The organism is Stenotrophomonas sp. 112478_Sma (genome assembly GCF_056479905.1).
The window spans coordinates 3,793,562-3,819,466 of record NZ_CM151072.1; the positions used below are offsets into that span (position 1 = coordinate 3,793,562).

The window sequence follows — 25,905 nt, forward strand, 5'->3', positions numbered from 1 at the left end:
TCGAAACAGGGAAGGCAGGCCTCCCGCCGGCCGGAGCACCTCCGATGACCCCGATCCTCACTGCCTTCGCCACCTCGCCCGATCGCGGCCAGGGCCTGGCCCGCGACATGCGCGTGCGCTGGGCACTGGAAGAACTGGGCGTGGCCTATGACGTCCAGCTGCTGTCCTTTGCCGAGATGAAGCAGCCGGCCCATCTGGCGCGCCACCCCTTCGGGCAGATCCCCACCTACCAGGAAGGCGAGCGGGTGCTGTTCGAATCCGGCGCGATCCTGCTGCACCTGGCCGAGCGCCATCGTGGCCTGCTGCCGGCCGGGGACAGCGCCCGCATGCGCGCGATCATGTGGATGTTCGCTGCGCTGAACACCGTCGAGCCGCCCATCGTCGAGCGATCCATGGCATGGCTGCTGGAACGCGAGCAGCCCTGGTATGCGCAGCGGCAGGTGATGCTGGACGAGCGCGTGCACGCACGGCTGTCCCAGCTGTCGGCATGGTTGGGCGACAGGACCTGGCTGGAGGACGAATTCAGCGTTGGCGACCTGATGATGGTGGCGGTGCTGCTGCGTCTTCAAAGCAGCGGCATGATCGGCGGGTATCCGACGCTGGCCGCCTACCTGGCGCGGGCCACGGAACGCCCTGCCTACCAGCGCGCATTCGCCGCCCAGCGGGCGGTCTTCCAGAGCCGGTAGCCCTGCATCGGGCGGGACCCCGATGCGCCGACACGGTTGACGCCTCACCAGGCTGCGCCTACAGTCTGCGCCGCAGCCCCGCAACGGCGCTGCCGCAGGCGTTATCGTCATCCAACGCGCCCACAGCCGGGAGGGCCTCAGCAGAGGAAACCCGGGCGACAGGCGCCACGGTACTGCCCTGCCCTTCGCTCCTGCGGGAGTGGATGCATCACGCCGTGGCCTTTCCCAAGACCCTCTGGAAAGGCACTCCCATGAACCTCACCGGCAACACCATCCTCATCACCGGCGGCAGCCGCGGCATCGGCCGTGCATTGGCCGAGGCGCTCCACGACCGCGGCAACCAGGTCATCATCACCGGCCGCGACCGGGCACTGCTGCAGGCGATCGGCGAGCAGCGCCCGGGCCTCGTCGCCCTGCCGCTGGAGCTGGGCGATCCTGCATCACTGGCGGACCTGGCCGAGATCGTCCATGCCCGCTTCCCCGGCCTCAACGTGCTCATCGCCAACGCGGGCATCTCCCGCCCGGAAAACCTGGCCAGCGGACACTGGGACGACTTCGATGCCGAAGCCATCATCGACACCAACATCCTGGGGGTGCTCCGCACCGTGGCCACGTTCCTGCCGTTGCTGACACAACAACGCAGCGCCACCTTGATGGCCACCGGTTCTGCGCTCGCCTTCCTGCCACTGGCCAGCTTCCCGACCTACTGCGCCAGCAAGGCGTTCCTGCATTCGTGGCTGGTATCGCTGCGTCATCAGCTTCGCCATCTGCCGGTGGAGGTGCTTGAACTGTCGCCCCCGTACGTGCAGACCGAACTGACGGGTGAGGCGCAGGCGACCGACCCGCGCGCGATGCCCGTGCAGGAGTACGTGCAGCAGGTTCTGCTGAAGCTCGAGCGCGGGGACCACCCGCGGGGTGAGCTGCTGCTGGAGCCGGACCAGGCACGACGCTGGGCCGAACGCGATGGCACCTACGACACGCTCTTCGCACTGATGAATCCAGCCTAGCGCAGGCACGGAATGCAATGGAGGCCGCCGCCGGCAGACGCCGGCGGTGGCTTCAGCGCGCGCTGCGCCGGCAGGCCGCCTGCACCAGCATCAACTGCGCGACCAGGATCAGCATCGCGCATCCCGACAGCAACCACGGGTCGATGTACCACTGCGCGTTGAAGCTGAAGCTGCCTGAGGAAATGCGCTTCCAGCCGTTGAAGTGCTGCATCGCCGCCACCACGAACGCGAAGCCTCCCGCGGAGAAGGAGAGCCAGGGCACGACGATGCCGCCGGGCCGCGCGAACAGGGTCAGCACCCCCAGCACGCCGATGACCGTGCGCTGCACACGGCAATAGGGACAGACGTAGGCCAGCCCGCTCCACTCCACCGACCACGCCAGCAGGCTCACCAGCACAGCCACGGCGCCTGCGATGTACAGGATCTTCGCTGGAATCGTCATGCCGCCATCGTCTGCCATCCTGTGCCTCCTTCGTCTCCGGACCCGCGCAGGGTAGCGTGAAACGCGCCGTAGGACCCCACCCCGCAGCCCGGTGCGCGGAATGCTCTCAACGCGGGCTTCACCGGCTCTGGAGTCCGATCGGCCCATCTCCTGTGCCCTCGCGCACGGCTACCCTGCCTGTCTCCGCCTGAAGATATCGACGTGAACCACTCATCGCCTCCCCTTGCCATCCTCGTTGCACGCGTACTGCTGATGCTGCTGTTCCTGGTCTCCGGCCTTGGCAAACTCGGCAACCTGGCCGGCACACAGAGCTACATGGAGACGATGGGCGTGCCCGGCATCCTGCTGTGGCCGACCATCGCGTTCGAGATCATTACCGGCCTGTGCATCCTGCTGGGCTTCCAGACCCGTCTGGTCGCCGCGGTCCTGGCCGCCTTCAGCCTGGTGACCGCCTTCATCTTCCATCACCAGTTCAACGATCCCACCCAGCAGATCATGTTCCTGAAGAACATGGGCATCGCCGGTGGCTTCATTCTGCTGGCCTGCACCGGCGCCGGCCGCTACAGCATCGATGGTCGCCGGCGTCGCGGATGAGGGCAGCCTCGTCCATCCGTGGCTGACGGGGGTGGCCGCGTGTCGTTTTTCACCCCGCCCCCGCCTTCGCGATCTGCGCCGGCGCGCGACACCGCGCCGGTTGCGGGCCCCTGCCTTGCCTGCATCGGCGAGCCTGTGATTACGTGGTGCTCCAGATCGGCAACGCGCAAGGTCCTGCATGAGCGACACGGTGGATACCTTCTGCCCCTGGATCATCGGCCGTCCCTGCCTGCCGGTCGGCGAATGGGCGGACTGGTCACAGGTGCTGGTGGCAGTGGTGATCGGCTTCGCTGCCATCTATGTGCCCTGGCAGATGTCCCGCGCGCAGACCCAGCGCCGCATCACCACCTCGCTGACACTGTGCGGCATCACCCTCTTCCAGTTCCTGCAGGCGGCGAAGCTGGCCACGGATCGATCCGGCGACACACAGCTGTATCGCTACCACCGCACCTGCGGCATGGACATGCTCAACTCGCTGCGTCAGATTCCAACGCACGAGCTGATCGACTGGGATGTGATCCACGCACGTATCCATCTGGAGATGCGCTGCGTGCAGCTGATCGAGTACGCCGACAACTGGCATATCGAGCAGGAGGGCTTTGCGCGCCTGCCCGAAAGTACGCTGGAGGAGCTGGCGCACCGCATCGGCCTGCTCCATGCAAGCCTGGATGAGGTGCGCGGCCTGCTGTTGCGCAGGCGGATGTTCTGGCCATGGCTCTCGCGCCGGATCGTTGCCTTCGAGCGGCTGCCGGCAGCCTCCGGGTCGGCTAGCCGGAGCGCATCAGCGATCCAATAAGGGTGGCCGACGCCAAGCCCGTTCATCACACGGTGGGGACCGTACCCCCATCGATCCGATACTCCGTCCCTGCGATCGACGCAGAGCGCGGGGAGGCCAGGAAAGCGATCAGGTCGGCCACCTCCTGTGGCTTGGCAGGTCGACCCACCGGAATCCCGCCCAGCCAATCCATCACGATCTTCCTGCCACCTTCGTAATCCGTTCCGGCCTCTGCGGCCATCCTCGCCGCGAACGCCACGGACGCCTCGGTCTCGATCCAGCCCGGCGCAACGCTCAGTACGCGCACTCCCTTGGGTGTCACCTCTCTGGCAAGCGACTTGCTGTACGTGGTGAGAGCGCCCTTTGCCGCAGCGTACGCAGTGGTGGACTCCGGCAGCGGCAGCACGCGCTGGATCGAGCTGACATGGATCACCACGCCCGACCCCTGGTGCAGCATCGCAGGCAGCAGTGCACGGTCCAGGCGCACCGCCGACATGAGATTCAGGTTCAGCTCGGCGAACCAGTGCGCATCGCTAATGGCAGCGAAGCCACCACCGGGCGTGTTCGAGCCTCCGAGCACATTGATCACGATGTCCACACCTCCCCACTGCCGGAGGACGGCCTGCGCAAGGTGATCCGTGCCTTCCGCGGTCGACAGGTCGGCAGCGACGTAGGTGACGCCCTCGCGCGTCTGGGTGGGAACAGTACGCGCGGACGTCGTCACGCGCGCTCCGGCCTCCGTCAGGGTTTTCACAACGGCAGCCCCCAGTCCCAGCGTTCCTCCTGTGACCACTGCCCTCAGGTCCTTCAGTTGAAGGTCGAAGTTCATGCCGTGATCTCCAGCGATGCGATCCGGCCACGCTCCAGTCGAAAGCGGTACGTCAGAACCGTCGGGCTGCCGGGAAAGTCACCGGTGACGTCGGCCTGCACCCTGTGGATGTCGTCCTGCCGCTCGATGACAAACGGCACACTCGTCGCGTGGTACCGGGCCGTTGCCTCGGCCATGAACGCCTTGATGGCATCGATGCCCACGTAGGTATGTCCGTCGTCCTTCATCACCGCGTGTGCCGTGAAGCACTGCGTCAAGGCGTCCGGGTTCTGCTCTGCCGCGAAGTACGCCGCAATGGGCTCGGGAAGGGTCAAGGCGCTCACGTTTCTGTCTCCTCGGGTGGATGGCCCGTAGGATGCTCACCCAGGCTAATTTATTGAATATCCTAGAATCCGGATGGGCTCTTTAGAAACGAGTACATAATGCGCGGATCCGACTTTGCTGAACTCAGGGCCTTTGTTGCCGTCGTGGAGCGTCAGAGTTTTGCGCGAGCCGCAGAGCATCTTGGCCTGTCGCCTTCGGCGCTGAGCCAGACGATCCGCCAGCTCGAAGGTCGCATCGGCGCCCGCCTTCTGAATCGAACCACGCGCAGCGTCGCACCCTCGGCAACGGGCGAACTGCTCTACAGGCGCATCGCCCCGCTGTTCCGGGAGATGGCTGCTGCAGTGGCAGATGCCGGTGAGGCGACGGGGCGGATGAGCGGCACGCTTCGCATCAACACGCTGGGCATCGCGGCAAGGACGGTCATCGCCCCACGGCTTGCGCGCTTCCATCGCGCGCATCCTGATGTCGTGCTCGACATCGTGGTCGACGATGCGCTGGCCGATATCGTCCGGGGCCGCTTTGATGCAGGCATCCGCGTCGGCGGCCAGCTCGAAAAGGACATGGTGGCCGTCCGTCTTACTCCCGACATGAAGATGATGGCGGTGGCATCCCCCGACTACCTCTCACGTCGAGGCACCCCCACCTCGCCGGCCGAGCTGCACGAGCACGCGTGCATCAACTGGCGACTCGAGATGGATGGCAGGCACTATCGCTGGGAGTTCGAGAAGCAGGGGCATCGGCTCGATGTAGCCGTCGATGGCCCTGTCATCACCAATCACGCTGACGTCGGCATTGCTGCTGCGCTGGGTGGGCTCGGCATTGCCTATCACTTCGAGCAGGACGGCGTAGGCGAACTCCTGGCCCAGGGGCGGCTGGTCCGGGTCCTGTCGGACTGGTCGATCTCGCGTCCCGGGCTGTTCCTCTACTACCCGAGCCGGCAGCATCGACCCGCCCTGCTGGGCGCCTTCATCGACTGTCTTCTGGATCAAGGGCCATTCGATGAAGGGAAGCAGACGGAGGTGCGGTTGCGCTGAGGATGGGGTGGGCGCAGCACTCACAAAATCCGACCATCTCATTGAATTTAAAAGAAATATGCCCCCTCCCTGATCTTTGACTCACATCTTGATTCGCTTTGAATAGGCCTGTGAGTTGCCTCCGAACCAAGCCCAATGGACTAATGGCCACAGCCGTATCGTCCCTCATCAGGCAGATGCATTCCGTAGGCGTCAGAACGATCTCGTCATCCTCGGGGGCCCCTGAAGCAGTGCCCGGCTCCTATTCCAGACTCCGTTCTTCAAGATGCTATTGAATCGGTGCAGGATCATCCTGGGCGGCAGCAGATGTACCCAGGCCCCTTGCAATCCATTGCGCGGGACTGGTCAAAGCATCAGTATCCGCAGACGACAACGGGAAGGAGCATGGATGTGCTGAAGATTCCAAAGAAGGTCTCGGACAGGTGGCCCACAACGGTAAGGTCGCTGGTCTCGGTCGCCATTTCCCACAAGACCAAGGATGTGTCTGAAGCCGATACGGTGACTCTGGTCAAGGACATGCTTGCCGACATCTTCGGTTACGACAAGTACAACGAACTGACTAGCGAGCAGCAGATCAGGGGAACGTTCTGCGACCTGGCGGTAAAAATCGATGGCAAGATCAGAGTTCTGATCGAAGTGAAAGCAGCAGCAATCTCGCTGAACGAGACACATCTACGCCAGGCCATCAACTATGGTGCCCACGAGGGCATCGAGTGGATCGTGCTCACCAACGCTCTGGAATGGCGCCTCTACAGAATCAAGTTCGGCCAACCCATCGAGTACGAACTCGTCTCATCGTTCTGCATAGCAGATGTCAACCTGAAGAACGAAGAAGACCAGCGAAAATTGTTCCTGCTCTGCAGAGAAGGAATCACCTCTGACGCAATGGGCCTGTATCACCAGCACATCTCCGTACTCAACAAATTCACGGTTGCGCAGGTTGTTCTCGGTGAGCCGGTCGTTTCTGTCATCCGCCGGGAGCTTCGCCGTCTTTTCCCGGAACTGAAGATCGAGTCGGAAGCAGTTGTCGAGCTTCTCAACAATGAGATTCTGAAGCGCGAGGTCCTGGACGGAGAGAAGGTGAAGGATGCCCAGCAGCGCATACGCCGCGCCGTCTCCAAGAATGCCAAATCGAAGGCAAAGAACGCTGTTTCGCCCGACACTGCGCGAGAGCCAGTACCGGGCTAGCTCCTAGGGAGCGCGCAACGCCTCCCCAGCTTCATGCCAAGGCGCGATGCCCCCTTTCGCGCCGGCGAGGTCATTAGTGGGGGCGGCCGCTCAAGGGAGGCCGCCCATCTGACCGGGGTCGGGATGAAAGAGACCGTTGCATGCACTCAGCTCCCGCCACATTCCCCATTGAGACGGGCTGCCAGAAGCCTGCCCGCAACCATCAGATCTGCCCGCGCGATGCTTCCCAGAACCAGCGCAGAACCGCGGCGACTCAAATCCAATGCACTCAAAACCGCCAGTCGTTGTATTTGATTTTCGAATGGTTGTTTGAGCCGCTTTTTGGCATCCAGAGACGTGTGCTTGAGGAAAATCCCAATGGCTGATGCCTCCGCATCTGCAGAGCAGAGGCGCCCCGATCGACATTCGCGAGCGGACGTCCGGACCGAACTCCGTTTTGGATGGGGTCGCGAAACGCCATTGATCCTGCAGGCAGAAACCGCTGAATGTGGGCCAGCCTGTCTGGCCATGGTCGCGGGGCACCACGGTCATCAGGTAGATATGCTGGGAATGCGGGCGAAATTCAGATCTCCGTACTCGCCTGGGGTCTCTCCATCGACGAATGGATCATCATGACTCCTGTCCGGCAATAGGAACCCCATATGACGGAACTTGAGCTCCTCAACAAAGTGGTCAAATGTCTCTTCAATCGGGATGTCGCGTCCAAGCACACTCAGTACGCCGATAGCACTGATCTTTCGCTCGGTCTCCAGCTCGTGAAGCCGCCCAACCGTGCGCGCGATCTTCTCATGCGATCCCTTCCCTTTATGGGTTACCCGGAATCTATCGTTGTACTCGGCTGGACCATCAAAACTAATGCCCACGGCAATACTGAACTCTGAAATCAGATCTTCCCACTCGGCCGTAAGGTGATATCCATTTGTCTGTATGCCAAGACTCAACCCGCATATGGGGGCCAACGTCTCATACAGAGCAGAAACCAGTCCCCTGAAATCGAGATCCCTCATTAGGGTGGGCTCCCCGCCGTGGAAGACGATGTTTACATTCCTGATGCCTAGATCCTCGACGCCACGCTTGATGTAATCAGCGACGGCTGAGAATTTGCCAGGCTTCATGATTGGATCGCGGTCCTTGTAGGAATCATCGCCCATGAAGAAGTACTAACAGTAGCTGCAAGCGAGGTTGCAGCGCTCGGCGATCTTGATGATGACCTGCAGCTCATGTAGCTTCTGAATCGGGGAAGATGCGTTGCTGTTGACTACGTCGATCATGGTTGCCCCATAGGCGTGATTCGGGAAAGATGAAACGGCGTGTACAGGGATCTTGGGGGGGATTGGCACGACACGATAGACGGTTTCGCAGAGTTGTCGGAGTAGTCGATGCTCACTGCTCCTCCATTCCGGCAAGCTGAAATCCATGCAGATCGAGCGTCCAACACATGCTCTTTAAAATCAAACCCATCTATTGCCGCGGGTTTTCCCCCAGGCGTCAGAGAGCTACAGGTCTTCACCTCGGGATCAAGCACAATCACTCCGCCACCGGTAAACAGGCCGTAGTTCCCTTGGCAGTCGTTGCGTGAAACCTCTCGCATCAGTTCGGCGGCAATGCGGAACTGCTGGTCCTTGCTCAAGCCGCTGATCGTTTCGCGAAGCACGTAGCCATTCTGGGCTAGAAGTTCGATCATGGCGTTCTGCACCGACGATCGCGCACCGAATGCCTCATTTAAGTCGGTGCGTTCATTGAAACGAGACGAGGAGTTCTCCTGCAGGGTACTTTTCCAGAACGTTCCCAGAGAAGCTGCTGGATCAGAATCTGTCCGGACGAGGTTGAGGAACGTGTAGACCATCCCGCAGGAGTAAGCGAGTTGATACTCGCCCTCACTGATCAGGTCGTTCAATGGTCGCTTCTTGTGCTCTGCCTGGTCGATACATGACTCTGCAGCTGCGCCTACGTCACGCGTGATCCCTTGCTCCTTGCTCCCAGTCTCCTCCGACAGAAACAAGCTCGCTGCCATTTCTGCCCCGCCCTCGAGCAGCATGATTCTGCTTTCCTGCGGGAGTGACTCCATCATCTGCACATCTTGATTCCACTGATGAAATGCTTCATGAGCAATGAAGTGAGACAAGTCTTTTGGAAAGCCTTTTGAGGTGTCCAGGCAACCCGCGCGAAGGCCAATCAGCAGCAGTCCGGGCAATGAGCTTCCGCTGAAGTGGCAGCCCTGCTGGGTATTGGCGCCCTGCTCAATCAAGAAGATTACAGAGCTCACGCTATGCCGCTCAGGTCCGAGGGCGCGCCTATAGAACTTCTGGGCCTTCTCCAGCCAATCCTGATACTGGCTCCTGAACGCCTGTGGCACGCCTTGATCCGCCAGCATCGTTGGAACGGGTACTGGCCGCCCATCGCTGAAGAATGCGTAGCCTTCGAACGCCGTCACCGGAGAGTTTGCCGGGTGCTGTGAGGCTCCTGAATCGATATCGCCACATAGGCGTTCATACTGCGGATCTTCAGGATTGATGAGGGGCCGGAGGTTGATCGCGACAGTTGAGGGCGCCAACCTGATGATTAGCGGATACTTTCTTCCCTCGGGAAGCAGACTCCTGCTGATATCCAGGGTATAGGCGTGTTCGTCCGAGCGGGCGCTCTTCGACGCTTGCCACTCCTGCAGGTTGAGTTTGGGCGTACCCCGCGAGGTCACTCGCAAAGTCGCCTTTGACATGGCTATGTCGACCTCAAGGCCGGACGCGAGGCAATCACGCTTCCCGGCCCACGCGTTTGCCGTGAGCAGTGCCCACATGAGCAAGGTTGCCAACAGCGCCCACGGCTTTGGAGCTATTGGCACCAGTCGAATGAAAGCCTTGCCGGCAGTTTCGCGCATATCACACCGTCCACAGCCACTTCCTTGAAGCCTCAGACTCAGCATTACTCAGCCCTCCCGGTGGTTTATCTCGAACCGTTCGTCTGCACTTTGTATTGTCTCCATCCGATGGGCGATCACCACCCGGGTCATGCTCGACATCTTCACGGCCGCATTGACGCGCCGCACACACTCGAGGTCCAGATGGCTGGTTGCCTCATCCAGCACCAGCAGACGAGGGCGGCGATACAGCGCCCGAGCGAGGATCACTCGCTGCTTCTGCCCTCCAGACAGGCTGGAGCCCATGTCGCCTGCCAGAGTTCTGTAGCCCATTGGCATCGCCTCGATATCGTCGCTCACTGCGGCGAGTGTCGCCGCTTTCCTAGCAAGGCGAACCATCAGTTCCGTTACCTGCGCCGCACGTTGGCTTGGCGCCTGCGGCACGGCTACTACAAGCACAACCCCGCACAAGGTGTTCGTCAGGCGAAGGAGGCCCGTGAACACAGAATGCCCACGTCCGAAGCATTCGCCAAGGTGCTAGCCTTCGCCCGCGAGCGCGGTGCCAGGTCGCCTCACACAAAGGGTAGCTGCCCCGCCTACATCGCCCCAGCGATGGTGCTGGCATTCAGCGCACGTCTGCGGGGCATCGAGGTCTGCACGCTGACTGACGTTCACCGCCTCGACCAGGGCGTGCACGGCGAACGACGGAAAGGCTCGCGTGCATCGATCACAGAATGGAACAGCGAAATGACCGAAGCGTGGGAGACGCTGGTGACGCGGCGTGATGCGATATGGAACCGCGACGGCCGGAACTTTGCCATACCTATCCGACCTGAGAAGCGTTTTCTGCTTGTGGAGCAAACGGGAAATCCTATCGCACGATCTTCAACGTCCAGTGCCTGGCAACGGTTCATCCGTATGGCAATAAGCGAGGGCGTGATTGAGGAAAGCGAGCGGTTTTCGATGCATGGCCTCAAGCACCGGGGCGTTACCGACACCGCGGGCAACCTTGGCGACAAGCAGGACGCTGCCGGGCACAAGTCGCCAACAACGACAGGCCGCTACGATCACGGCATGCCGGTCGTGAAACCACCGCGCAGGCGCTGAATTTTCCCGACAATTCTCCCGGCGGCACAAAAAAGACACTTGGGCGGGAGCCTAAGTGCCTGCTCTTTATGGTGGGCCCACCAGGATTCGAACCTGGAACCAAAGGATTATGAGTCCTCTGCTCTAACCGTTGAGCTATAGGCCCGTGCAACGTGAAAGTGTAGTTGAGTCAGGCCTTCTCTCGCCACCGACCGGCCGCAGAAGCGTGCCTCAGCCGAAACGATTCCCCATGGCCCGGACCCGAGCCGCATTCTGTCCGGCCACTTCCAGCAGCACCTTGGAGCGCAGCAGGCCAGACGCTGCAACCCGCTCCCAGAAATCTACCGCCAGAGGAGCCGCCCATTGCAGGTGATCCAACTGGCCTGCGCGCCGTGGTGCGACCGGGGGAAGCGGCGTTGTCGCCCGCAGAACGCCGGTTCGCGAGGGGGCCAGGGACATCGGCAGCATGTCGTAGGCAGGGGCAAGCGGCAACGCCCCGCGATCCAGCAGATGGAAGCCGACGTTGCCCTGATGCATATCGGTATTGCCAATCAATTGCCCAAAGGCGTGCAGCCGCGACAGGGCGGTTGCGGTCTCCTGATGGATCCACCGCTGCGCCAGCAACTGCTCACCCGCCTGCCCCCAATCCATGGTTACGTCACCCACATACGCCGAGGACAGGGCCAACAGCGACACGAATCCACGCCGTCCCAGTGTGCCCGGCGAGCGGTCAAACCGCTTCACCTCCAGGAAGGTGTGGCTGTCGGTCTGGATGAGCGACGATTCTGCTGCAGATACACCCGCCTCGCGCAGAACCTCAAGCGCCAGATGCTCGCAGACCAACAGGTCTGCCCACCGCTCGGCAGCCTCCCCCGCGCCCGGCAGGGCGAACTTCACCAGCGCGGCATAGCGGCCGCCATCGTGCTCGACCGTCGCGGTGAACTTGGGCTGTTCGCCGCCGGGCGAGGAGCCGACATCTTCGCCTTCCAGCGCAGCAGTTGCCCATTCGGGATAGCGCTGCTGCCGATCCTCGCTGCGCACGCGGTCCGGCGGTGTGTCCATCGTCGCAAGAGCAGACGAAACCGCGTCCCCGCCCAGCAGCAGATTGCCGACATCGGTACCACCTGCGCGCACCAGCGCCTGAAGGGTGTCGCCAAGCTGCCAGCGGTTGATGTCCTCAGGGAGGCCAAGCTCACGTCCGCGTCGGTGGGCGAAAGTTCTTCCCAGGAATCCCTGTGGCCTCAGGTCATCCAGATACCAGGGCAGGCCCGGGAAGTGACCCATGATGTCGCCCTCGGGCGGGCGGACAAGATTCGGACGATCCCCTTGCGTCTGAACGTAGAAGGTGTCGCCGCGCAGTGCCACGACCTGCCCCAGCTCTTCCAGACGACCATCTTCGCGCATGCGGAAGAGAGGCCATTCGCTGCCGGCGGGGGTGTCCTGGCGCTGGGCGTAGGCAGTGGCCCGGGTGCGGCCCAGCCGCACCACCGCGCCTCCCGCGTCGGCGACCAGCCGCCCCAGGGTCGGGCGAGTGATCCCAAGGCCCGCCAGAAGATCGGCCGCCGGCACCACCTGCCCGGGGGGCAGGCGCTCCAGCAGGTCGTTGACCAGGTGAGTGCGGGGACGGGCCATGCACCAATATCGTTACGAGTTAATTTACGTATTCTTGCCACATGGTGAGGCGATGCGCAAGGCTCCGGTCAACGCAATCCATTGATTGCCATAGGGTCGCGCGGTTTCACCATCCGAATTAAATTACGAATTAATTTACGAAAAAAAAGGAAACCCCGCCGAAGCGGGGTTTTCCAGTTCACGACACAACCGCTGGAATCAATCGATATCCAGGAAGCTGCGCAGCTGTTCCGAGCGGCTCGGGTGACGCAGCTTGCGCAGCGCCTTTGCTTCGATCTGGCGGATGCGCTCGCGGGTCACGTCGAACTGCTTGCCGACCTCTTCCAGCGTGTGGTCGGTGTTCATGTCGATGCCGAAGCGCATGCGCAGCACCTTGGCTTCCCTCGGGGTGAGGCCGGCCAGCACGTCACGCACGGTTTCAGACAGATTGATGTTGGTGGTGTTCTCGATCGGGGACTCCACATTGGTGTCCTCGATGAAGTCGCCCAGATGGGAATCCTCGTCGTCGCCGATCGGGGTTTCCATCGAGATCGGCTCCTTGGCGATCTTCATCACCTTGCGGATCTTGTCTTCCGGCATGTCCATTTCCTTGGCCAGCTCCTCCGGCGTGGCCTCGCGGCCGTACTGCTGGAGCATCTGGCGGGAAATGCGGTTCAACTTGTTGATCGTCTCGATCATGTGCACCGGAATACGGATGGTGCGCGCCTGGTCGGCGATCGAGCGGGTGATGGCCTGGCGGATCCACCAGGTCGCATACGTGGAGAACTTGTAGCCGCGGCGGTACTCGAACTTGTCCACGGCCTTCATCAGGCCGATGTTGCCTTCCTGGATCAGGTCGAGGAACTGCAGGCCACGGTTGGTGTACTTCTTGGCGATCGAGATCACCAGGCGCAGGTTGGCCTCGACCATCTCCTTCTTGGCCTTGCGCGCCTTGGCTTCACCGTAGGCCATGGCACGGCTGATTTCCTTCAGCTCTTCCAGGTCCAGCTGGGTCAGCTTCTCGATGTCGATCGTGGCCTGCTGTTCGGCAATGATCTGGTCCTTCACCTCACGCAGCGCCGACGACCACTTCTGCTTGCGCTTCAGTGCGTCTTCCACCCACTCCAGGTTGGTCTGGTTGCCTTCCCAGGAGCGGATGAAATCCTTGCGCGGCATGCGCGCGGTGACGGTGGCCAGGTTCAGCACGCGGCGCTCATGGCTCTTGATCTCGGCCATGGTGTCGCGCAGCTGCTTGGTCAGCACGTCGGTCAGCGGCAGCGGCAGCTTCAGGGTGACGAACACGGCCGACATCTCTTCGCGCAGGCGCGGCAGGTTCTTCTTGTCGCCCTTGCCGGCGGCCTTCTTGAAGGCATTGAAGGCATCGCTCAGCGCCTGCATGCGCGCGGCGACTTCCTCCGGGTCCGGACCGGTCGGTGCGGCTTCCTCATCGGCGCCGTCGACATCATCGTCCTCGTCCTCGTCGGCTTCGGCGTCGGCATCGTCGCTGTCATCGGCGGCGGCCGCCGGCGGAGCCGGCTCTTCGTCGGTCAGGTCGTTGAAGCCGACGATCACTTCGGCCAGGCGCTTCTTGCCTTCCTTGTGGGCTTCGTAATCGGACAGCAGCGATTCGACCGACACCGGGAACTGGCCCAGTGCGGCCTGCACCTGGCCCAGGCCTTCTTCGATGCGCTTGGCGATGGCGATTTCGCCTTCGCGGGTCAGCAGCTCGACGGTACCCATTTCGCGCATGTACATGCGCACCGGGTCGGTGGTACGGCCACCTTCGGTGTCGAGCGCGCTCAGCGCGGCAGCGGCTTCTTCGGCCGCGGTGTCGTCGACTTCGCGGTTGCCGGTGTTGCCGTCGTTGAGGAGGAGAGTCTCCACATCCGGCGCAACTTCATGGACATCAATGCCCATGCCGTTGATCATGCCGATGATGTCTTCGATCTGTTCCGGATCGACCATGTCGTCCGGCAGATGGTCATTGACTTCGGCGTAGGTCAGGTAGCCCTGTTCCAGGCCCTTGCTGATCAGTTGCTTGATTTCGGATTGGGCAGGACGTTCGTTGGCCATGTAGTGCTCGCGCCACCGGCTGGGTAGGAAATAGGGAACGTAGCATTATACCAGCCCGGGGCCCCGCCTGCCGGGCGGTGGTCCCGGCGGCTTCAGGGCCTGAGAAGGAAGGTCACGGGACCATCATTGACCAGGCTGACGATCATATGGGCACCAAAGCGGCCCGTTTCCACCCCTGGCGCGTGATTTTCACGGCAGATGTCGACAAATCGATTGAACCCGCGTTCAGCCTCGGCCGGCGGTGCCGCAGTGGTGAAGCTGGGGCGCATGCCCGACCGGGTGTCGGCCGCCAGGGTGAACTGACTGACCAGCAGCAGGCCGCCGCCGGTATCGCGCAGCGAGCGGTTCATCTTCCCGGCTTCATCGGCAAACACCCGGTAGCCCAGCAGGCGCTCGGCCATGCGCTGCAGCTGCGGCTCGGTGTCGCCCGGCTCCATCCCCACCAGGGCCAGCAGGCCAGGGCCGATCTGGCCGACGGCCTCGCCATCGACGTGGACGGCGGCCTGGCTGACGCGTTGGATCAGGACGAGCATCTGTGGGTTTCCGGTCGGGGGGCCGGCCACGATAGCAGCGCCCTTGGCTAAACTTGCGTGGATGAACCCGCAACGCAAAGCCCGGCTGGCCTATCGCGCCACCACCCTGTTCACGCGCCTGCCCTGGCCGCTGCTGCGCGGCGTCGCGCAGGCCCTGGCCTGGGCCTGGATCCGTCTCAACGCCCGTGAGAGTCGCGTCACCCGCCGCAACCTGGAGCTGGCCTACCCGGATCTGGACCCCGTTGCGCGCGAGCGCCTGCATCGCGATCTGCTGCGCTCCACCGCCCTGCAGGCCATCGAGACCCTGCGCCTGTGGAGCCGCCCGCCGGCCGAGAACCTGCGCCTGCACCTGAAGCAGCGTCAAGGTGAAGCGCTGTATGACGCGGCGCTGGCCAGCGGCAGGGGCGTGATCGTGGCCGCGCCGCACTTCGGCAACTGGGAGCTGCTGAACCAGTGGCTGGCCTCGCGCGGACAGATCGCCATCGTCTACAAGCCGCCGGAGGATGAAGCCAGCGACGCGTTCCTGCAGCTGGTGCGGGGTGGCCAGAACGTGCAGCAGGTGCGCGCCGAGGGCCCGGCGGTGCGCCAGTTGTTCAAGGTACTCAAGGACGGTGGCGCCACCGGCATCCTGCCGGACCAGCAGCCGAAGGCCGGTGACGGCGTGTTCGTTCCGTTCTTCGGTGTGCCGGCGCTGACCATGACCCTGGTCAACCGCCTGGCCGAACGCACCGGCGCCATCGTCCTGTATGGCTGGTGCGAGCGCATTGGGCCGGACATGGAATTCGCCCTGCACGTCGAGCCGGCCGACCCCGCAGTGGCCGACCCGGACCCGCAGACTGCGGCCACCGCCCTCAACGCCGGGATCGAACGCATCGCCCGCCGCGATCCGGCGCAGTACCAGTGGACCTACAAGCGCTATACGCTGCGGCCACCGGGCAGCGGCGAGGATGATCCCTACGCGACCGAGGAACACCCGCACTGAGTCCCACCGTGCCGCCCTGCGACCGGCGGCCGCAGCACGTTGAATACGACGCCGGCGCCCCCATAGAGACTGCGATGTCCGCCTCCCCCGGTCCTGCCATGCCTGCTGCCTCCTCCCTGTTCGGCGACCCGGCCGCGATCCGCTGCGAGCGCGCGGTCGCGGAACTGCGCGCCGGTCGCCCGGTCCTGCTTCACGACGGCCAGGGCCAACGCCTGGCCGTGATCGCGCTGGACAGCGCCACCGCCAGCAGCTTTGCCGCCTTTGCCAGCGCAGCGCGCGAGCGTCATTACCTGTTCCTGACGGCGACCCGCGCCCGCGTGCTGGGGGTGGAGGCACCTGACGGTGTGCGCCTGCCGCTGGCCGGTATCGCCTTCGACGCCCTGCCGACGCTGGGCTACCTGCGCGAGCCCGGGCCGATGCCGGCTCACTGGACCGCAGGCGATGCCTTCGATGCCGGCGCGGTTGAACTGGCCCGCCTGGGCCTGCTGCTGCCGGCTATGGTCGCGGTGCGCCTGGATGTGGATGATGCGACCTTCGACGGCGCCGCCGACGTCGCCCTGTGCGACCTGGCCGAAGGTGCGGCGCACGCCGCCCACGACTATGAGCTGGTCGCCCGTTCGCCGGTACCGCTGCGCGATGTCGGCATGACCACCTTCGCGGTGTTCCGCGGCGGCGTTGCACAACGCGACCAGGTGGCGATCATCGTCGGCGACCCGGACCTGTCTGCCGTGGTGCCGGTACGCGTGCACTCCTCGTGCCTGACCGGCGACCTGTTCGGTTCGCTCAAGTGCGACTGCGGGGACCAGCTGCGACGCGGTCTGCGCAAACTGAAGGAACTGGGCGGCGGCGTGCTGCTGTATCTGGACCAGGAAGGCCGGGGAACGGGCATCGCTGCAAAGATGCGCGCCTATGGCTACCAGCACGACGGGCTGGACACGATCGACGCCGATGCACAACTGGGCTTCGGCGCCGATGAGCGACGCTATGGCAGCGCCGTGGCGATGCTGCGCGGCCTGGGCATCAGCCGCGTGGCCCTGCTCAGCAACAATCCGACCAAGGCACAGCGCCTGCGCAATGCCGGCATCGAAGTGCTGGACTGCATTCCGGTCACTGGCGAGATCACGGCCGAGAACGAACACTACCTGCGCACCAAGGCCGACCGTGCCGGCCATCTGCTCGATGTCGATGCACTGATCCAGGCGGCGCAGTAGCGCGCCCGACCTGCTACCGTCTGCGCGGTGCGGCTGCGGCCGCCCCGCCTGCCCTGCCGCCCGACGGAGCCCGTGTGACCGACCAGCCTCTTTCTGCTGTGCCCATCAACGACTGGCAGCCGCTGCCGGCCCGCGCCGCACGCCTGGCCGCGCTGGAAGGCGCATTCGGTGGACTGTTCGTGCCAGGCGCACCGCTGGCAGCCGCGTGGTGGTTCTTCGATCTGCCTGCCGGGCTGTGGGGTGCAGCGTCGGGCCTGCTGGTCGGCGCCCTGTTCGGCGCGTGGCTGGGCCATCGCCGCCTGACCCGCACACGCTGGCGCCTGGACGCACAGGGCCTGGGCCTGCGCAGGGACCTGATGTGGCAGACCGAAACGCAGGTACCGGTCTCGCGCGTGCAGCACCTGGATCTGCGCCGTGGTCCGCTGGAGCGGCGTGCCGGCCTGGCGACCCTGATCGTGCACACCGCAGGCACCCGCCTCAGTGCCGTGACTGTCAGCGGCCTGGATGATGCCGACGCCGAACGCCTGCGCGACACCCTGGCCCACCAGCTCGACCAGGACGCCGACGCCCTGTGAGCCAGCCACCGCCCCTGCCGCCCCCGCTGCCACGCGGCGGCGACGAACAGCGCCTGCACCCCTGGTCATGGCTGTTCGTGCTGCTGATGCAGCTGCGGCACTACTTCCTGCCGTTGGTCGCGCTGCTGGTGTTCGGCCAGCGCGGCGACCGCGACCCGCTGTGGGCGCAGCTGATGCCGCTGCTGGCCATCGCCGCGCTGGTGGTGGTCTCGGTGCTGCAGTACCTGAGCTACCGCTACCGCATCGGCAGTGATGCGATCACCGTGCGCAGCGGGCTGCTTGCGCGCAACCGCCGGGAAATTCCCTTCGCCCGCATCCACAACGTGGAAGTGCGGCAGAACCCGTTGCACCGGCTGTTCGGCGTGGCCGAGCTGCGCCTGGAGTCGGCCGGCGGCGTGCGCCCGGAGGCAGAGATGCGGGTGCTGCGGTTGGACCAGGCATTGGCACTGGAGCAGCTGGTGAAGCAGCGCGGAAGGGCGCCTGGCAACGCACCGGCTGCCACCGCCGACCCGACCGATGAAGTGCTGCTGCGCATGTCCACTGCCGAAGTGATCCGGCTTGGCCTGCTGTCCAACCGCGGCTGGGTGCTGTTCGCCGCCGCCATCGGTGCGCTGCTGCAGGTGATCCCGCGCCGTTCGCTGGACGGCGTGATCTCCAGCGGAGGACGCGAGGCGTTCGGCTACGCCAGCCAGCTGCACGAGGGCCTTGCCGGCCTGCTGATCCTGGCCGCGCTGGTGCTGGTCGCAGGCTGGCTGCTGATGCGCCTGCTGTCGGTGGTGCTGGCCCTGCTGCGCTATGCCGGCTTCACCCTGACCGAGCAGGAACACCGGCTGACGGTCGCGGCAGGCCTGCTCAGCCGCACGCGCAGCAGCGTGGCGCGCCGGCGCATCCAGGCCTGGACCCTGCGCGAAGGCACCCTGCAACGCTGGTTTGGGCGGCGCCAGCTGCAGATCGACAGCGCTGCCGGCGGCCCCACCCGCGAGGAAGATCGGGCGCTGCGCGAACTCGCGCCGCTGGCACCGGCCGCCGACTGCGATCATCTGGTGCAGCGCCTGCTGCCTCAGCTGCAGTGGCCGCCCGCGCACTGGCAGCCGGTGCCGCAGCGCGGCTGGTGGCGGTTGTGCCTGGGCAGCGTACTGCTGGTGCCGTTGCTGGCCGCCGCGATGTACTGGCGCTGGGGAACACCCGGCCTGCTGGTGCTGGGCTGGCTGCCGGTCGCGCTTTGGGTCGCCCATCGGCAGATGGGCCGCATGGGCTGGCATCTGGATGATCGCTACGTCGCGGTGCGCGGCGGATGGTGGAGGCGCTGGTGGCGCTGGGCGGAACTGGACAAGCTGCAGGGCCTGCGCCTGCAGCGCTCACCGCTGGACAGGCTGCTGGGCACGGCCAGCCTGCAGTTGGACACCGCAGGCGCGCATGGTGATGTGGCCCTGGCGCTGCATTACCTGCCGCACGCACAGGCACGGGCGCTGATGGCGCAGCTGGCCGCCGCGCTGCCGCGCCGCAAGCTGCGCTGGTGATCCGTTGCCGCCCTTCCGCGCCTGGCGTGGATCTACTGTAGAGCCGAGCCCATGCTCGGCTTGCCACAGCCGAGCGTGGGCGTGGCTCTACATCCCCCGATCACCGCTGTGATGGCCCCCAGTAGCCCAGATCCCTGCGGATCTGCAGGTCACGCATCCAGCTGCCGAAGGGTTTGCGGCGCAGCGCGCCCATCTCGCCGGACAGGAAATCCTCGGTTGCGGCAATCACCCGCTCACTGGAGCGGCCGTCACGGTACGGATGGATCGCGTCGGCATAGCGCACGATCTCCGCCTGCAGGGCGGCATCCGGGTGCAGCGCGCGCTGCAGCATGACGGGCAGCTGCGCCGGCACGTCGAAATCGATCATGTGCGGTTTCGGGACGCGGTTGCGGAAGGTCACCACCGGCTTGTGCTGGACGATGAACTCCGAAACGATCGAAGACGTATCGGACACCAGCACATCAGCGGCGCGCTGTGCGGCCATGACCTGCTCCGGTTCGATGAAGCGGGCATTGGCGCCGGCCAGCGCACGGTAACGCTCGAACAGCTCCGGCGGGCACTTCGGGTGCAGGGTCAGCAGCCAGTAGCGTTCCCCGGCCGCGATGTCGGCGGCGATCTGCGCATGCAGGTGCGGGGCGGCGCTGAGCCGCTCGGTGAAGGTCGAGCCGAACAGGATCACCGGACGACCGCCCGCCGCTGCGCGCAGCGCGGCGCTTTCGCCACCATCGTCGCGGAACAGCGGGTCCAGCTTCGGCCAGCCGGTCTCGGCCACCGCGAAGTGGCCCTGCAGGGCGGCGATGTCGCGGAACGGCGCGGTGGTGGCCGGGCCCTGGGTGCAGTACAGGTCGAACATCCCGCGTACCCGGAAATGGCCACGTGCGCTGTCGCGCTTCTCCACGTTGAAGCCATGGAACAGCTGCACCTTGGCACCGGACAGGAACGTCGGCACCCAGTTGGCCGCGCTGTACACCGCGCGCGGGCGCATCGCCAAGGCCTGCTTCAGGCCGATCACGGGCACGCCCGGCAACTGGCTGCCGGCGGCGCCACCTTCGAACCAGGCAGCCACCTCCTGCCCGGACGCGTGCAAGGCCTGCGCCAACGGGGCGAGAATAGGCAGCGCATAGCGCTCCGTCGCAAACAACAGGTACCCGGCCATCATGTCCTCCACGACCGCTCCCATCGAACGGCCTCGCATCTCGGCGTGCATTATCGCGTTCAACGAGGCCGGCCGCATCGGCGACTGCCTGGCCTCGCTGGCCTTCTGCGACGAGATCATCGTGGTGGACTCGTATTCCAGCGACGCCACCGTGGCCATCGCCGAGGCTGCCGGTGCCCGCGTGCTGCAGCGGCCGTTCGATGGCTTCCGCAGCCAGAAGGCGTTCTGCGTCGAGCAGGCAGCACATGACTGGGTGGTGTGCCTGGATGCCGACGAGCGCATCAGCCCGGAACTGCGCGCCTCCATCGAACAGGCCCGCGAGGGGGGATTCAGCGGCCACGCGGGCTACCGCTTCGCCCGCCTTTCAGAGTATTTCGGCCGCTTCCTGCGCCACGGCAACGCCTATCCGGACCGGGTGATGCGCCTGTTCGACCGCCGCCGCGGCGGCTGGCGCGGCACCCGTGAGATCCACGAGGCCGCCAGCGTCGATGGCAGCGTCGGCACCCTGCGCGGCGACCTCATCCACTACCCCTACCGCTCGCTGCAGCAGCAACTGACCAAGACCGAGAAGTACGCGCGGATGATGGCCGAGCACGAGTTCGCACGCGGCAAGCGCGCCACCCTGGGCAAGCTGGTGCTGGCACCGGCCTGGCGCTTCTGGCGGGGATTCATTTTCCGCGGCGGTTTCCGCGATGGTTGGCACGGCCTGGTCTATGCCTACGTGCGTGCCAACTACGTGCGGCAGAAGACCATCATGCTGTGGATGCTCGGCAACGGTCAGGCGGTGGCCGACCCGCCGCAGCCCTGATCCGCCGGGCATGGCCCGGCGCTACCGCTCCCGCGCACCTGCATCCGCCGGGCATGGCCGGCGCGACCGCTCCCGTGCACCTGCGTGCGCCGGGCATGGCGGTGCAGGGGTAGCGCCGGGCCATGCCCGGCGGCGGGGTGTCAACCCGCGTTGGCCCCGCGGTGGCGGGCACCTTCCAGGATCGACAACCCGGCCAGCAGGCCGACGATGGTGACGTAGAAGCTGGCCGTCATCTGGTGCGCGAACATCGACTGGGTCAGCCCGCACAGCACGTACGTGGTCACGATCATGATCCCGGCCGCGGCAGGCCCGCGGAACGTACTGCGCCCGCTGCGCCGATGCAGGCGCACGAACACCCACAGCGGAACGCCATACACCGCCAGCAGCAGCAGCAGGCCGGGCATGCCCTGGGTGGCGGCCCATTCGGCTACGTCGTTATGGGCATGGCCAAGGTGGCAGCGCTGTTCGTCCGGGTTCTCGCGGCAGACCGGCACACGCTGCATCGCGTCATCGAAGTGGCCGATTCCGACACCGACCAGCGGGTGGTCCAGGAAGGTATCCCAGGCAACCTGCAGACGCTCCACGCGGGCACCGGCGGAAGAGTCGCTGTCGCCCTGCTCCATGCGCTGCATGTCGCTGTGCAGCTCGCTCAGCCGCACCTGGTGACGCAGCTCGGGCACCGACAGCAGCAGGGTGGCGCCAATCGCCAACATGCCTGCCAGCACCGACAGGCGGGCGGTGCCGGTCCGCCAGCGCAGGCTCAGCGCCAGCACCACCAGCAGAGCCAGCAACGCCGCGAACACGCCACGGCTGCCGGTCAACACGATGGTTCCACAGCCGGCCGCCATGCCGACGATCACCAGCGACCAGCGTCGCGAAGGTCGGCAGAACACCAGCAGCACCATCAGCACCATCACGATGTCGGCCAGCACGATGGCATTGGTGAAGAGCTCCGCACGCGGAGCCCCCTGCAGTACCTGCCACAGCGACATCGCGAAGGTGACCAGCAGCCCGGCCAGCGCGCCACGCCAGAGCCAGCGCAGGTCCGGGCGCAACGCGCAGACCCACAGGGCGATCCAGGGGATCACCACGAAGCGCGAGCGGTTGTCGACATCGCGCAGCCCCTGCTCGAACATCAGCACCGACAGCAGGCCCAGCGCCAGCACCGCGAGCATCAGCCAGGTCAGCACCTTCACCGGCTGCCCGCCCATGTGCCGGGCGCGCCACAGCAGTTCCGGCGCCAGCAGCGTGCTGGCCAGCAGCAACAGGCCATACGGAAGCAGGTTGATCGGCACGGTAAGCACCAGCGCCGGAAGGCAGAACAGACCGATCTGCGCCAGCCAGTGCGCCGTGCGCTGCCGACCGCCGACGGGGGCACCCGGCAGGTCGCCGGCCGCGGGGTTCAGGTTGTCCGGTGGAGCTGGCACGTCGGAAGTTTCGCTGCGGGTGTGCGGGAAGAACGGGGGCGGCCACAACGGCCACTCCCAGTGTGCTGTTTTACTGCCTTTGTCGCCTGTTGGGCAGTCTGGACAAGCGTGGACACAGGTCGTTATCCCCGTTCCTGCAAACGCCGTTCACGTTCGCGCTCGCGATCGCTGGCCCGGCAGGGCGCGACCACCGCCTCCGCCGGCACCAGCCACCAGCGTCGACGATTGGCCACGCCCGCCGGTTCGGCCCGGTCGCGGTCCACGCACGGCAACAGGGCGTCCTCCTGCACCAGCAGCCAGCGCCGCGCCGGCACCAGCCGCTGCCAGCGCGTCGCCGCCTGCAGTTGTTCATCCCAGGGGGTGTTGAAGCCGAACGTGGCCGCCGGTCGATCGGCCATCAGCAGGTTCTGTTCCTTCCAGGCCACCAGGCCCAACTCGGCCTGCGGACCGATGCGCTCCCCCACATGGCGCATCAGGCCCCGCGCCGAACCCGAATCGTTCAACAGCGGGTAGCCCACCAGGCTGTACAGCACCCACACCGTGGCCAGGGTCGACACCATGGCCAGATGACGCCGGCCACGGCCAGACAGCAACAGGCTGGCCACACCGCAGGCGCCCATCGCCAGCGCCGCCCAGGCCAACGCATCCATCACGCCCGGTGCCAGACCACGTTCGTGCTCCAGCCTCGACTCAAATCCCGGCTCGCCCAGCAATGCCAGTGCGCCTGCCAGCAGCGTGCCGAGCGCCAGGGCCAGCGTGAACAGCCCCAGCAGTGCCTGCACGTCGCGACGGCGCAGAAGGCCGGGCAGCAGCGGCGCCAGGGCCAGGCAGAACATCGGCAGCGCAGGGAGAATGTACACATCGCGCTTGCCCTCGGGAATCGAGAAGAACAGCACGATCAGCAACCACCACCCCAGCAGAAGCAGGTAGCGCGCGTCGCGTCGCTGCAGCCGGCGGCGCCAGGCCGGAATCGCCCACGGCAGTGCCAGGAACGCGGGAATCCACATCGACGGCATGATCGCCAGGAAGTACCACCACGGCTGGTGATGGTCCCAGGACTGGGCATAACGCCCTGCGGTCTGCTGGAACAGGATGTCGTCCATGTAGGCGCGGTACTCGTCCAGCCCGGTCGCCAGCGCCGCCAGCACCATCGGCAGCAGCCACAGCGCCACGGCCAGCAGGAACGCCAGCGGCGCCAGCCAGAAGCGCAGGTCGCGCGCATGCAGGCGCACACCGTTCCACCGCAGCGCCGAGCCGATCACGGCCGGAACGAGCATCAGCAGGGCGATCACGCCCACGCCCTTGGTGATGACGCCGATCCCGGCGAAGAACCAGCCCAGCCACCACCAGCGCCATGCCGGGCCCAGCAGCAGGTGGCGCAGCAGCCCGTAATTGGCCAGGGTGATGAACAGCACCACCAGCGGATCGATCTGTGCCTTCTTCGCCTGGAAGGTGAACTGCAGTGCGAACAGCAGTGCCCAGCCTGCGTACAGGCCGACGCGTCGCGTCCACAGCCGACCGCCGAGATCGACCACGCACCACAACGTGCCCAGCGCGGCGATCAGCGAGGGCAGCAGGAACGCCAGCCGCCAATCGCCGATCAGGTGATAGAGCGTGGCCTGCCACCACATCAGCATCGGCGGCTTGTCCGAGTACAGCTCCAGGCCGCGATGCGGGAACAACCAGTGACCGCTGTCCACCATCTGCTTGGCGACGAGCGCGAAGCGCGGCTCATCCGACGGCCAGGGATCGCGCAGGCCGAGTCCAGCCCCCAGCACCAGCAGGGCCATCACCACGAACAACCACGTCTCTCGCGACGCGCGGGTTTTCAGCATGAGGACTTGAACGGCAGCGGATTCACACCGCTTTTAGCAGACGCGCGTAGAAGAATCCGTCAGCATCGCTGTCACCGGGCAGTCGTTGGCGTGCAATGCCTTCGCAATCCAGCCCGAACGCCTCGTCCAACGGCTGCGCCACCGCATCCGGGTGCCACTTCAGGAACGCGCGGATCTGCTCGATGTTCTCCGCACGCAGGATCGAGCACGTGGCATACAGCAGGACGCCACCGGGGCGCAGCATCGACCAGCATGCCTCCAGCAGCCGGGCCTGAACGCCGACCAGCGCATCGATGTCCTCGGCGCGGCGGTGGAACATCACATCCGGCTGGCGGCGGATCACGCCCGTGGCCGAACAGGGCGCATCGAGCAGGATCGCATCGAACGGCGTGCCATCCCACCACGCGCCAGGATCGCTGGCGTCTGCCGCCAGGGTCTGTGCGCCCTCACCGACACCCGTGCGCGCGTACGTGTCACGGGCACGCGCCAAGCGACGGGCGTCGATGTCCAGCGCCAGCAGGCGCAGGCTGGGATCACGCTCCAGCAGGTGCGCCGACTTGCCGCCCGGTGCGGCGCAGGCATCCAGTACCCGCGCCCCGGCGGCCGGCGCCAGCGCATCGGCCGCGCACTGCGCCGACAGATCCTGCACCGAGAGCGCGCCCTCGGCGAAGCCGGGCAGCTGGTTGACAGCGACCGGCGTCGCCAGCCGCAACGCGTCCGCACTGAGCGGACTTGGCTCGGCGACGATACCGGCCTCGGCCAGCACGGCCAGGACCTTCTCGCGGCCACCGTGCTGGCGGTTGGCGCGCAGCCACAGCGGCGCAGGCTGCAGGCTGGCGCTGAAGATCGCCTCGGCCTGCGTCGGCCAGTCGCGCTCGATGGCCTCGGCCAGCCAGTCCGGAAACGCATCTCGGGCCGGCTGTTCCGGGAATCCCTCACGCTGGGCGCGGCGCAGGATGGCATTGACCAGGCCCGCCTGGCGCTCACGGCCCAGCGCCCGCGCTGCGTCGACGGTGGCCGACAGGGCCGCGTGCGCCGGCAGTTCCAGTACGTCCAGCTGGGCGAAGCCGACCATCAGCAGCGTGCGCAGGTCTGCATCGCGCGCCGAGAGCGGCTTCTGCATCCACGCCTGCAATGCCGCGTCATAGGTACTGCGACGGCGCAGCACGGCAAAACACAGCGCTTCCAGCAACGCCCGATCACGGCTGTCGGCCAGCTTCGGCAGGGCCCACGCCAGTTCCGCCTTCAGCGAACGGCCACGGGTGAACACCTGGGCCAGCACGCGCGCGGCCAGCATGCGGGTGGCTGCACCCGGCGCCGCCCTGGCGATGGAGAAGTCATTCTGTTTCGTCACC

General features: G+C 65.4%; 26 protein-coding genes, 1 tRNA gene and 1 pseudogene. 14 read left to right on the top strand and 14 right to left on the bottom strand.

Annotated elements, in window-relative coordinates:
- Window positions 1–44: 44 nt before the first annotated feature.
- Together ACZK08_RS17255 and ACZK08_RS17260 are read left to right on the top strand one after the other, a co-directional pair.
- Entirely contained in the window at window positions 45–686 is a 642-nt protein-coding gene (locus tag ACZK08_RS17255) for a glutathione S-transferase family protein (RefSeq protein ID WP_065181604.1), read from the top strand.
- 251 nt (window positions 687–937) lie between these two features.
- Window positions 938–1,693: an SDR family oxidoreductase gene (locus ACZK08_RS17260; protein ID WP_065181603.1), complete on the top strand. Its 756-nt coding sequence runs from the start codon at window positions 938–940 to the stop codon at window positions 1,691–1,693.
- 52 nt (window positions 1,694–1,745) lie between these two features.
- On the opposite strand, the gene ACZK08_RS17265 is transcribed toward ACZK08_RS17260, so the two are convergent.
- Window positions 1,746–2,153, bottom strand: coding sequence for a hypothetical protein (locus tag ACZK08_RS17265; protein ID WP_065181602.1), 408 nt, complete (start codon window positions 2,151–2,153; stop codon window positions 1,746–1,748).
- Window positions 2,154–2,387: 234 nt separating this feature from the next.
- Here ACZK08_RS17265 and ACZK08_RS17270 point away from each other — a divergent pair, with 234 nt between their 5' ends.
- Both ACZK08_RS17270 and ACZK08_RS17275 read left to right on the top strand, forming a co-directional pair.
- Complete coding sequence (locus ACZK08_RS17270; RefSeq protein WP_219631776.1) at window positions 2,388–2,729, top strand: DoxX family protein; 342 nt, start codon at window positions 2,388–2,390, stop codon at window positions 2,727–2,729.
- A 178-nt stretch (window positions 2,730–2,907) separates the two neighbouring features.
- Window positions 2,908–3,525, top strand: a complete 618-nt coding sequence (locus ACZK08_RS17275) for a hypothetical protein (protein ID WP_155761013.1) — start codon at window positions 2,908–2,910, stop codon at window positions 3,523–3,525.
- Between the two features lie 25 nt (window positions 3,526–3,550).
- On the opposite strand, the gene ACZK08_RS17280 is transcribed toward ACZK08_RS17275, so the two are convergent.
- Both ACZK08_RS17280 and ACZK08_RS17285 read right to left on the bottom strand, forming a co-directional pair.
- Window positions 3,551–4,333, bottom strand: a complete 783-nt coding sequence (locus ACZK08_RS17280; RefSeq protein ID WP_065181600.1) for an SDR family oxidoreductase — start codon at window positions 4,331–4,333, stop codon at window positions 3,551–3,553.
- On the bottom strand, window positions 4,330–4,656 hold the full coding sequence (locus tag ACZK08_RS17285; RefSeq protein WP_065181599.1) for a nuclear transport factor 2 family protein: 327 nt from the start codon (window positions 4,654–4,656) through the stop codon (window positions 4,330–4,332). The genes ACZK08_RS17280 and ACZK08_RS17285 overlap by 4 nt, the downstream gene beginning before the upstream one ends.
- 99 nt (window positions 4,657–4,755) lie before the next feature.
- Between ACZK08_RS17285 and ACZK08_RS17290 the strand changes: the two genes are divergently transcribed.
- The 4 genes from ACZK08_RS17290 to ACZK08_RS17305 all read left to right on the top strand — a co-directional run bounded on the left by ACZK08_RS17290 (window position 4,756) and on the right by ACZK08_RS17305 (window position 7,494).
- Window positions 4,756–5,691: a LysR family transcriptional regulator gene (locus tag ACZK08_RS17290; RefSeq protein ID WP_065181598.1), complete on the top strand. Its 936-nt coding sequence runs from the start codon at window positions 4,756–4,758 to the stop codon at window positions 5,689–5,691.
- A 384-nt stretch (window positions 5,692–6,075) separates the two neighbouring features.
- The gene (locus tag ACZK08_RS17295) at window positions 6,076–6,879 is read left to right on the top strand and encodes a type I restriction enzyme HsdR N-terminal domain-containing protein (RefSeq protein WP_196768732.1); all 804 of its coding nucleotides are present in this window, start codon (window positions 6,076–6,078) and stop codon (window positions 6,877–6,879) included.
- A gap of 140 nt (window positions 6,880–7,019) precedes the next feature.
- Complete coding sequence (locus ACZK08_RS17300; RefSeq protein ID WP_459040672.1) at window positions 7,020–7,244, top strand: hypothetical protein; 225 nt, start codon at window positions 7,020–7,022, stop codon at window positions 7,242–7,244.
- Complete coding sequence (locus tag ACZK08_RS17305; RefSeq protein WP_081279701.1) at window positions 7,237–7,494, top strand: cysteine peptidase family C39 domain-containing protein; 258 nt, start codon at window positions 7,237–7,239, stop codon at window positions 7,492–7,494. Before ACZK08_RS17300 ends, ACZK08_RS17305 begins: the two co-directional genes overlap by 8 nt.
- On the opposite strand, the gene ACZK08_RS17310 is transcribed toward ACZK08_RS17305, so the two are convergent.
- The 3 genes and pseudogenes from ACZK08_RS17310 to ACZK08_RS17320 form a co-directional block, all read right to left on the bottom strand.
- A complete protein-coding gene (locus ACZK08_RS17310) occupies window positions 7,410–8,030 on the bottom strand; it encodes a radical SAM protein (RefSeq protein ID WP_065181597.1) in 621 nt (206 codons plus the stop codon). The genes ACZK08_RS17305 and ACZK08_RS17310 overlap by 85 nt on opposite strands.
- Before the next feature lie 116 nt (window positions 8,031–8,146).
- Window positions 8,147–9,754 (bottom strand): hypothetical protein, encoded by a 1,608-nt coding sequence (locus ACZK08_RS17315; protein WP_065181596.1) that lies wholly within the window; start codon window positions 9,752–9,754, stop codon window positions 8,147–8,149.
- 48 nt (window positions 9,755–9,802) lie between these two features.
- Window positions 9,803–10,111, bottom strand: a pseudogene (locus tag ACZK08_RS17320) (ATP-binding cassette domain-containing protein); the annotation flags it as partial.
- Between the two features lie 234 nt (window positions 10,112–10,345).
- Here ACZK08_RS17320 and ACZK08_RS17325 point away from each other — a divergent pair.
- Window positions 10,346–10,840 (top strand): site-specific integrase, encoded by a 495-nt coding sequence (locus tag ACZK08_RS17325; RefSeq protein WP_065181630.1) that lies wholly within the window; start codon window positions 10,346–10,348, stop codon window positions 10,838–10,840.
- Between the two features lie 69 nt (window positions 10,841–10,909).
- On the opposite strand, the gene ACZK08_RS17330 is transcribed toward ACZK08_RS17325, so the two are convergent.
- The 4 genes from ACZK08_RS17330 to dtd form a co-directional block, all read right to left on the bottom strand.
- A tRNA-Ile gene (locus ACZK08_RS17330) sits at window positions 10,910–10,985 on the bottom strand.
- A gap of 65 nt (window positions 10,986–11,050) precedes the next feature.
- Window positions 11,051–12,451, bottom strand: a complete 1,401-nt coding sequence (gene yjjJ / locus ACZK08_RS17335) for a type II toxin-antitoxin system HipA family toxin YjjJ (RefSeq protein WP_081284367.1) — start codon at window positions 12,449–12,451, stop codon at window positions 11,051–11,053.
- Between the two features lie 198 nt (window positions 12,452–12,649).
- On the bottom strand, window positions 12,650–14,503 hold the full coding sequence (rpoD, locus tag ACZK08_RS17340) for an RNA polymerase sigma factor RpoD (RefSeq protein WP_053517130.1): 1,854 nt from the start codon (window positions 14,501–14,503) through the stop codon (window positions 12,650–12,652).
- 92 nt (window positions 14,504–14,595) lie between these two features.
- On the bottom strand, window positions 14,596–15,036 hold the full coding sequence (gene dtd / locus ACZK08_RS17345) for a D-aminoacyl-tRNA deacylase (RefSeq protein WP_053517128.1): 441 nt from the start codon (window positions 15,034–15,036) through the stop codon (window positions 14,596–14,598).
- A gap of 61 nt (window positions 15,037–15,097) precedes the next feature.
- Between dtd and ACZK08_RS17350 the strand changes: the two genes are divergently transcribed.
- The 4 genes from ACZK08_RS17350 to ACZK08_RS17365 all read left to right on the top strand — a co-directional run bounded on the left by ACZK08_RS17350 (window position 15,098) and on the right by ACZK08_RS17365 (window position 19,324).
- Complete coding sequence (locus ACZK08_RS17350) at window positions 15,098–16,018, top strand: lauroyl acyltransferase (protein ID WP_065181594.1); 921 nt, start codon at window positions 15,098–15,100, stop codon at window positions 16,016–16,018.
- A 74-nt stretch (window positions 16,019–16,092) separates the two neighbouring features.
- Window positions 16,093–17,229, top strand: a complete 1,137-nt coding sequence (ribA, locus tag ACZK08_RS17355; RefSeq protein WP_065174455.1) for a GTP cyclohydrolase II RibA — start codon at window positions 16,093–16,095, stop codon at window positions 17,227–17,229.
- A 74-nt stretch (window positions 17,230–17,303) separates the two neighbouring features.
- The gene (locus ACZK08_RS17360; RefSeq protein ID WP_065181593.1) at window positions 17,304–17,804 is read left to right on the top strand and encodes a PH domain-containing protein; all 501 of its coding nucleotides are present in this window, start codon (window positions 17,304–17,306) and stop codon (window positions 17,802–17,804) included.
- Window positions 17,801–19,324 carry a PH domain-containing protein gene (locus ACZK08_RS17365; protein WP_065181592.1) on the top strand — a complete coding sequence of 508 codons (1,524 nt, stop codon included), beginning with the start codon at window positions 17,801–17,803 and terminating at the stop codon, window positions 19,322–19,324. The genes ACZK08_RS17360 and ACZK08_RS17365 overlap by 4 nt, the downstream gene beginning before the upstream one ends.
- Before the next feature lie 100 nt (window positions 19,325–19,424).
- Here the strand turns inward: ACZK08_RS17365 and ACZK08_RS17370 are convergent, their stop codons facing one another.
- Complete coding sequence (locus tag ACZK08_RS17370) at window positions 19,425–20,483, bottom strand: CDP-glycerol glycerophosphotransferase family protein (RefSeq protein WP_065181628.1); 1,059 nt, start codon at window positions 20,481–20,483, stop codon at window positions 19,425–19,427.
- On the opposite strand from ACZK08_RS17370, the gene ACZK08_RS17375 reads away from it, so the two are divergent.
- A complete protein-coding gene (locus tag ACZK08_RS17375; protein ID WP_065181591.1) occupies window positions 20,482–21,288 on the top strand; it encodes a glycosyltransferase family 2 protein in 807 nt (268 codons plus the stop codon). The genes ACZK08_RS17370 and ACZK08_RS17375 overlap by 2 nt on opposite strands.
- Window positions 21,289–21,428: 140 nt before the next feature.
- Here ACZK08_RS17375 and ACZK08_RS17380 read toward each other — a convergent pair whose 3' ends face one another.
- The 3 genes from ACZK08_RS17380 to rsmB all read right to left on the bottom strand — a co-directional run bounded on the left by ACZK08_RS17380 (window position 21,429) and on the right by rsmB (window position 25,904).
- Window positions 21,429–22,694, bottom strand: coding sequence for an O-antigen ligase family protein (locus tag ACZK08_RS17380; protein ID WP_065181627.1), 1,266 nt, complete (start codon window positions 22,692–22,694; stop codon window positions 21,429–21,431).
- A gap of 143 nt (window positions 22,695–22,837) precedes the next feature.
- Window positions 22,838–24,550 (bottom strand): ArnT family glycosyltransferase, encoded by a 1,713-nt coding sequence (locus ACZK08_RS17385; RefSeq protein WP_065181590.1) that lies wholly within the window; start codon window positions 24,548–24,550, stop codon window positions 22,838–22,840.
- Window positions 24,551–24,572: 22 nt separating this feature from the next.
- Window positions 24,573–25,904, bottom strand: a complete 1,332-nt coding sequence (gene rsmB / locus ACZK08_RS17390) for a 16S rRNA (cytosine(967)-C(5))-methyltransferase RsmB (protein WP_065181589.1) — start codon at window positions 25,902–25,904, stop codon at window positions 24,573–24,575.
- Between the last annotated feature and the right edge of the window lies 1 nt (window position 25,905).

Excerpts from the sequence above, each read along its gene's own strand:
- ACZK08_RS17265 (WP_065181602.1), bottom strand. The coding sequence starts at position 2,153 with ATGGCAGACGATGGCGGCATGACGATTCCAGCGAAGATCCTGTACATC.
- ribA (WP_065174455.1), top strand. The coding sequence starts at position 16,093 with ATGTCCGCCTCCCCCGGTCCTGCCATGCCTGCTGCCTCCTCCCTGTTC.
- ACZK08_RS17300 (WP_459040672.1), top strand. The coding sequence starts at position 7,020 with ATGCACTCAGCTCCCGCCACATTCCCCATTGAGACGGGCTGCCAGAAG.
- ACZK08_RS17255 (WP_065181604.1), top strand. The coding sequence starts at position 45 with ATGACCCCGATCCTCACTGCCTTCGCCACCTCGCCCGATCGCGGCCAG.
- ACZK08_RS17280 (WP_065181600.1), bottom strand. The coding sequence starts at position 4,333 with ATGAACTTCGACCTTCAACTGAAGGACCTGAGGGCAGTGGTCACAGGA.
- ACZK08_RS17295 (WP_196768732.1), top strand. The coding sequence starts at position 6,076 with ATGGATGTGCTGAAGATTCCAAAGAAGGTCTCGGACAGGTGGCCCACA.
- ACZK08_RS17370 (WP_065181628.1), bottom strand. The coding sequence starts at position 20,483 with ATGATGGCCGGGTACCTGTTGTTTGCGACGGAGCGCTATGCGCTGCCT.
- ACZK08_RS17260 (WP_065181603.1), top strand. The coding sequence starts at position 938 with ATGAACCTCACCGGCAACACCATCCTCATCACCGGCGGCAGCCGCGGC.
- ACZK08_RS17305 (WP_081279701.1), top strand. The coding sequence starts at position 7,237 with ATGGCTGATGCCTCCGCATCTGCAGAGCAGAGGCGCCCCGATCGACAT.
- ACZK08_RS17275 (WP_155761013.1), top strand. The coding sequence starts at position 2,908 with ATGAGCGACACGGTGGATACCTTCTGCCCCTGGATCATCGGCCGTCCC.
- ACZK08_RS17315 (WP_065181596.1), bottom strand. The coding sequence starts at position 9,754 with ATGCGCGAAACTGCCGGCAAGGCTTTCATTCGACTGGTGCCAATAGCT.
- ACZK08_RS17310 (WP_065181597.1), bottom strand. The coding sequence starts at position 8,030 with ATGGGCGATGATTCCTACAAGGACCGCGATCCAATCATGAAGCCTGGC.
- ACZK08_RS17270 (WP_219631776.1), top strand. The coding sequence starts at position 2,388 with ATGCTGCTGTTCCTGGTCTCCGGCCTTGGCAAACTCGGCAACCTGGCC.
- ACZK08_RS17290 (WP_065181598.1), top strand. The coding sequence starts at position 4,756 with ATGCGCGGATCCGACTTTGCTGAACTCAGGGCCTTTGTTGCCGTCGTG.
- yjjJ (WP_081284367.1), bottom strand. The coding sequence starts at position 12,451 with ATGGCCCGTCCCCGCACTCACCTGGTCAACGACCTGCTGGAGCGCCTG.
- ACZK08_RS17325 (WP_065181630.1), top strand. The coding sequence starts at position 10,346 with ATGGTGCTGGCATTCAGCGCACGTCTGCGGGGCATCGAGGTCTGCACG.
- ACZK08_RS17385 (WP_065181590.1), bottom strand. The coding sequence starts at position 24,550 with ATGCTGAAAACCCGCGCGTCGCGAGAGACGTGGTTGTTCGTGGTGATG.
- rpoD (WP_053517130.1), bottom strand. The coding sequence starts at position 14,503 with ATGGCCAACGAACGTCCTGCCCAATCCGAAATCAAGCAACTGATCAGC.
- ACZK08_RS17375 (WP_065181591.1), top strand. The coding sequence starts at position 20,482 with ATGTCCTCCACGACCGCTCCCATCGAACGGCCTCGCATCTCGGCGTGC.
- dtd (WP_053517128.1), bottom strand. The coding sequence starts at position 15,036 with ATGCTCGTCCTGATCCAACGCGTCAGCCAGGCCGCCGTCCACGTCGAT.
- ACZK08_RS17350 (WP_065181594.1), top strand. The coding sequence starts at position 15,098 with ATGAACCCGCAACGCAAAGCCCGGCTGGCCTATCGCGCCACCACCCTG.